The organism is Flavobacterium sp. ENC, assembly GCF_020991415.1.
Classification (GTDB): domain Bacteria; phylum Bacteroidota; class Bacteroidia; order Flavobacteriales; family Flavobacteriaceae; genus Flavobacterium.
On the sequence record NZ_JAJMOY010000018.1, the window covers coordinates 1 to 5,495 of the forward strand.

The 5,495-nt window shown below is 46.6% G+C and carries 2 tRNA genes and 3 rRNA genes; all 5 read left to right on the forward strand.

Features of this window, described 5'->3' with window-relative positions:
- Positions 1-253: 253 nt before the first annotated feature.
- The 5 genes from LPB89_RS21780 (at position 254) to rrf (ending at position 5,488) form a co-directional block, all read left to right on the forward strand.
- Positions 254-1,767, forward strand: a 16S ribosomal RNA gene (locus tag LPB89_RS21780).
- 122 nt (positions 1,768-1,889) lie between these two features.
- A tRNA-Ile gene (locus tag LPB89_RS21785) sits at positions 1,890-1,963 on the forward strand.
- A 160-nt stretch (positions 1,964-2,123) separates the two neighbouring features.
- A tRNA-Ala gene (locus tag LPB89_RS21790) sits at positions 2,124-2,197 on the forward strand.
- 150 nt (positions 2,198-2,347) lie between these two features.
- Positions 2,348-5,227: ribosomal RNA gene (locus LPB89_RS21795) — 23S ribosomal RNA — on the forward strand.
- A 151-nt stretch (positions 5,228-5,378) separates the two neighbouring features.
- Positions 5,379-5,488 (forward strand): 5S ribosomal RNA (rrf, locus tag LPB89_RS21800).
- The 16S, 23S and 5S rRNA genes sit together here with 2 tRNA genes alongside, the layout of an rRNA operon.
- Positions 5,489-5,495: the final 7 nt, after the last annotated feature.

A 5,495-nucleotide genomic window follows, 5' to 3' on the forward strand; every position in this document is an offset into this window, starting at 1 on the left:
CGAAAAAAAAGTTTCAAAAATTCTTTAAAAAGTTCTTGCTAATTAAAAAAGAAGTTGTAGTTTTGCACCCGCTTTGAGAAACAAGCGAAAGAAAAAGAAATACACGTTCGTAGACATATTGAATTGACAGCCGCTTTAACAGAGATGTTAAGGCAAAAGAATAAAGAGTAAGATAATCGAGAGATTGATAAATGAACCGATAGAGACTGATTCGAATAACAAAACGATCTGAAGCAATTCAAGTCAACAATATACGATGAAGAGTTTGATCCTGGCTCAGGATGAACGCTAGCGGCAGGCTTAACACATGCAAGTCGAGGGGTATGTTTCTTCGGAAGCAGAGACCGGCGCACGGGTGCGTAACGCGTATGCAATCTACCTTTTACAGAGGGATAGCCCAGAGAAATTTGGATTAATACCTCATAGTATTATGAAATGGCATCATTTTATAATTAAAGTCACAACGGTAAAAGATGAGCATGCGTCCCATTAGCTAGTTGGTAAGGTAACGGCTTACCAAGGCTACGATGGGTAGGGGTCCTGAGAGGGAGATCCCCCACACTGGTACTGAGACACGGACCAGACTCCTACGGGAGGCAGCAGTGAGGAATATTGGACAATGGGCGCAAGCCTGATCCAGCCATGCCGCGTGCAGGATGACGGTCCTATGGATTGTAAACTGCTTTTGTACAGGAAGAAACACTGGTTCGTGAACCAGCTTGACGGTACTGTAAGAATAAGGATCGGCTAACTCCGTGCCAGCAGCCGCGGTAATACGGAGGATCCAAGCGTTATCCGGAATCATTGGGTTTAAAGGGTCCGTAGGCGGTTTAATAAGTCAGTGGTGAAAGCCCATCGCTCAACGGTGGAACGGCCATTGATACTGTTAGACTTGAATTATTAGGAAGTAACTAGAATATGTAGTGTAGCGGTGAAATGCTTAGAGATTACATGGAATACCAATTGCGAAGGCAGGTTACTACTAATGGATTGACGCTGATGGACGAAAGCGTGGGTAGCGAACAGGATTAGATACCCTGGTAGTCCACGCCGTAAACGATGGATACTAGCTGTTGGAAGCAATTTCAGTGGCTAAGCGAAAGTGATAAGTATCCCACCTGGGGAGTACGTTCGCAAGAATGAAACTCAAAGGAATTGACGGGGGCCCGCACAAGCGGTGGAGCATGTGGTTTAATTCGATGATACGCGAGGAACCTTACCAAGGCTTAAATGTAGATTGACCGGTTTGGAAACAGATCTTTCGCAAGACAATTTACAAGGTGCTGCATGGTTGTCGTCAGCTCGTGCCGTGAGGTGTCAGGTTAAGTCCTATAACGAGCGCAACCCCTGTTGTTAGTTGCCAGCGAGTCAAGTCGGGAACTCTAACAAGACTGCCAGTGCAAACTGTGAGGAAGGTGGGGATGACGTCAAATCATCACGGCCCTTACGCCTTGGGCTACACACGTGCTACAATGGCCGGTACAGAGAGCAGCCACTGGGCGACCAGGAGCGAATCTACAAAACCGGTCACAGTTCGGATCGGAGTCTGCAACTCGACTCCGTGAAGCTGGAATCGCTAGTAATCGGATATCAGCCATGATCCGGTGAATACGTTCCCGGGCCTTGTACACACCGCCCGTCAAGCCATGGAAGCTGGGGGTGCCTGAAGTCGGTGACCGCAAGGAGCTGCCTAGGGTAAAACTGGTAACTAGGGCTAAGTCGTAACAAGGTAGCCGTACCGGAAGGTGCGGCTGGAACACCTCCTTTCTAGAGCCCCAAGTGTTAGTGGAAACACACGCTGGGGAAAAAAGAAGAAGCTTTATGGGTCATGATTTTAAGACTATTTTACTCTTGCTGTTAGTTCAAATAATAAATTTTAAGTAAAACAGAGTCTCGTAGCTCAGCTGGTTAGAGTACTACACTGATAATGTAGGGGTCGGCAGTTCGAGTCTGCCCGGGACTACTTTTTAGGGTAAATTGACAATTAATAATTGACAATTTACAATTTAAAAAGACTGTTTGCTTGGAAAAAAGGAAATTCTGGAAGTTGGAATTCACCAAAAGAAATTAGAGAAGAATTAAGAAATCTAAAATCTGAATTCTACAATCTAAGATTGAAAAATGGGGGATTAGCTCAGCTGGCTAGAGCGCCTGCCTTGCACGCAGGAGGTCAACGGTTCGACTCCGTTATTCTCCACGAAATAATTAATAATTGTCAATTGATAATTATGAATTGTTAAAGTTCATTGACATATTGAGATAAGAAATAATAAAAAGTAGAAAGCGTTTTTTGTTATTCGTAACAAAAAACAAAAAAAAACGGTCCTAATTTATTTTAGGATTGGTACAATAAGCAAAATAAGGGCGTATGGGGGATGCCTTGGCTCTCAGAGGCGATGAAAGGCGTGATAAGCTGCGAAAAGCTACGGGGACGGGCACACACCGATTGATCCGTAGATACCTGAATGGGGCAACCCACTATGTTGAAGACATAGTACACCGATAGGTGGGCAAACCCGCTGAACTGAAACATCTAAGTAGGCGGAGGAGAAGAAAACAAAAGTGATTCCGTAAGTAGTGGCGAGCGAACGCGGATTAGCCCAAACCAGTGTTGTTACGGCAATGCTGGGGTTGTAGGACCACGACATTTCATGCACAAAGAACCAGAATCTACTGGAAAGTAGGACCAGAGAGGGTGATAGTCCTGTATGGGTAATGAGTGTAATGGATAGTGGTATCCTGAGTAGGGCGGGGCACGTGAAACCCTGTCTGAATTTGGCGGGACCATCCGCTAAGGCTAAATACTCCTGAGAGACCGATAGTGAACCAGTACCGTGAGGGAAAGGTGAAAAGAACCGTGAATAACGGAGTGAAATAGATCCTGAAACCATACGCTTACAAGCGGTCGGAGCCCTTTCGTGGGGTGACGGCGTGCCTTTTGCATAATGAGCCTACGAGTTAACGTTGCTGGCAAGGATAAGTGGTTAAGCCACGGATCCGTAGCGAAAGCGAGTCTGAATAGGGCGCTTTAGTCAGTAGTGTTAGACGCGAAACCGTGTGATCTACCCATGGGCAGGATGAAGCTGTGGTAACACACAGTGGAGGTCCGAACCGGTTGACGTTGAAAAGTCTTCGGATGACCTGTGGGTAGGGGTGAAAGGCCAATCAAACTCGGAAATAGCTCGTACTCCCCGAAATGCATTTAGGTGCAGCGTTATTTTAGTTATATAGAGGTAGAGCTACTGATTGGATGCGGGGGCTTCACCGCCTACCAATTCCTGACAAACTCCGAATGCTATATAATGATTGATAACAGTGAGGGCTTGGGTGCTAAGGTCCAAGTCCGAGAGGGAAAGAACCCAGACCATCAGCTAAGGTCCCCAAATATACGCTAAGTTGAAAGAACGAGGTTTGTCTGCCCAGACAGCTAGGATGTTGGCTTGGAAGCAGCCATTCATTTAAAGAGTGCGTAACAGCTCACTAGTCGAGCGGACGAGCATGGATAATAATCGGGCATAAGCGTATTACCGAAGCTATGGATTTACAGGCAACTGTAAGTGGTAGGGGAGCATTCTAACAGGGTTGAAGGTGTATCGTAAGGTATGCTGGACTGGTTAGAAAAGAAAATGTAGGCATAAGTAACGATAATGCGGGCGAGAAACCCGCACACCGAAAAACTAAGGTTTCCACAGCTATGCTAATCAGCTGTGGGTTAGTCTGGTCCTAAGGCGAACCCGAAAGGGACAGTCGATGGCTAACGGGTTAATATTCCCGTACTACTAATTACTGTGATGGGGTGACGGAGTGATGAAAGCGCCGCGAACTGACGGAATAGTTCGTTGAAGTACCTACCTATAGGATCTGCAGGCAAATCCACAGATCCTGGGGAAATACGATAGTACTCGGAGTCTTCGGACAAAGAGATAGTGCGCCTAAGGGCTTCCAAGAAAAACCTCTAAACTTCAGGTAATTAGTACCAGTACCGTAAACCGACACAGGTAGTTGAGGAGAGAATCCTAAGGTGCTCGAGAGATTCATGGCTAAGGAATTAGGCAAAATAGACCTGTAACTTCGGGAGAAAGGTCGCCAGCGCAAGCTGGCCGCAGTGAAGAGGTCCAGGCGACTGTTTATCAAAAACACAGGGCTCTGCAAAATCGTAAGATGAAGTATAGGGCCTGACACCTGCCCGGTGCTGGAAGGTTAAGAGGAGATGTTATCTTCGGAGAAGCATTGAATTGAAGCCCCAGTAAACGGCGGCCGTAACTATAACGGTCCTAAGGTAGCGAAATTCCTTGTCGGGTAAGTTCCGACCTGCACGAATGGTGTAACGATCTGGACACTGTCTCAGCCATGAGCTCGGTGAAATTGTAGTAACGGTGAAGATGCCGTTTACCCGCAGTGGGACGAAAAGACCCTGTGCACCTTTACTATAGCTTAGTATTGACCTTGGATAAATGATGTGTAGGATAGGTTGGAGACTATGAAGCGGCGTCGCCAGGCGTTGTGGAGTCATTGTTGAAATACAACCCTTTGTTTATCTGAGGCCTAACCCCGCGATTGCGGGGGACATTGCTTGGTGGGTAGTTTGACTGGGGTGGTCGCCTCCAAAAGAGTAACGGAGGCTTCTAAAGGTTCCCTCAGTACGCTTGGTAACCGTGCGTAGAGTGCAATGGCATAAGGGAGCTTGACTGAGAGACATACAGGTCGATCAGGTACGAAAGTAGAGCATAGTGATCCGGTGGTTCCGCATGGAAGGGCCATCGCTCAAAGGATAAAAGGTACGCCGGGGATAACAGGCTGATCTCCCCCAAGAGCTCATATCGACGGGGGGGTTTGGCACCTCGATGTCGGCTCGTCACATCCTGGGGCTGGAGAAGGTCCCAAGGGTTGGGCTGTTCGCCCATTAAAGTGGCACGCGAGCTGGGTTCAGAACGTCGTGAGACAGTTCGGTCTCTATCTACTGTGGGCGTTAGAAATTTGAGTGGATCTGATTCTAGTACGAGAGGACCGAATTGGACAAACCTCTAGTGTATCTGTTGTCCCGCCAGGGGCACCGCAGAGTAGCTACGTTTGGAAGGGATAAGCGCTGAAAGCATATAAGCGCGAAACCCACCACAAGATGAGATTTCTTTTAAGGATCGTGGAAGATGACCACGTTGATAGGCTATAGATGTAAAGGCAGTAATGTCATAGTCGAGTAGTACTAATAATCCGTAAGCTTATGTACACCCTTTTCCCCAGTGGCAACACTGGGGGAGAAACTTTCTAATACTAAAAACTTTCTTTATCTCAGTATGTTAAGATATTGTTTAATTGATAATTAACAATTTATAATTGATAATTAATAATTAAAAAGTTACCTCAAGTAACAACGACCTTAAGGTGGTTATTGCGGCGGGGCTCACCTCTTCCCATCCCGAACAGAGTAGTTAAGCCCGCCTGCGCAGATGGTACTGCAGTTATGTGGGAGAGTATGTCGTCGCCTTTCTTTTAAA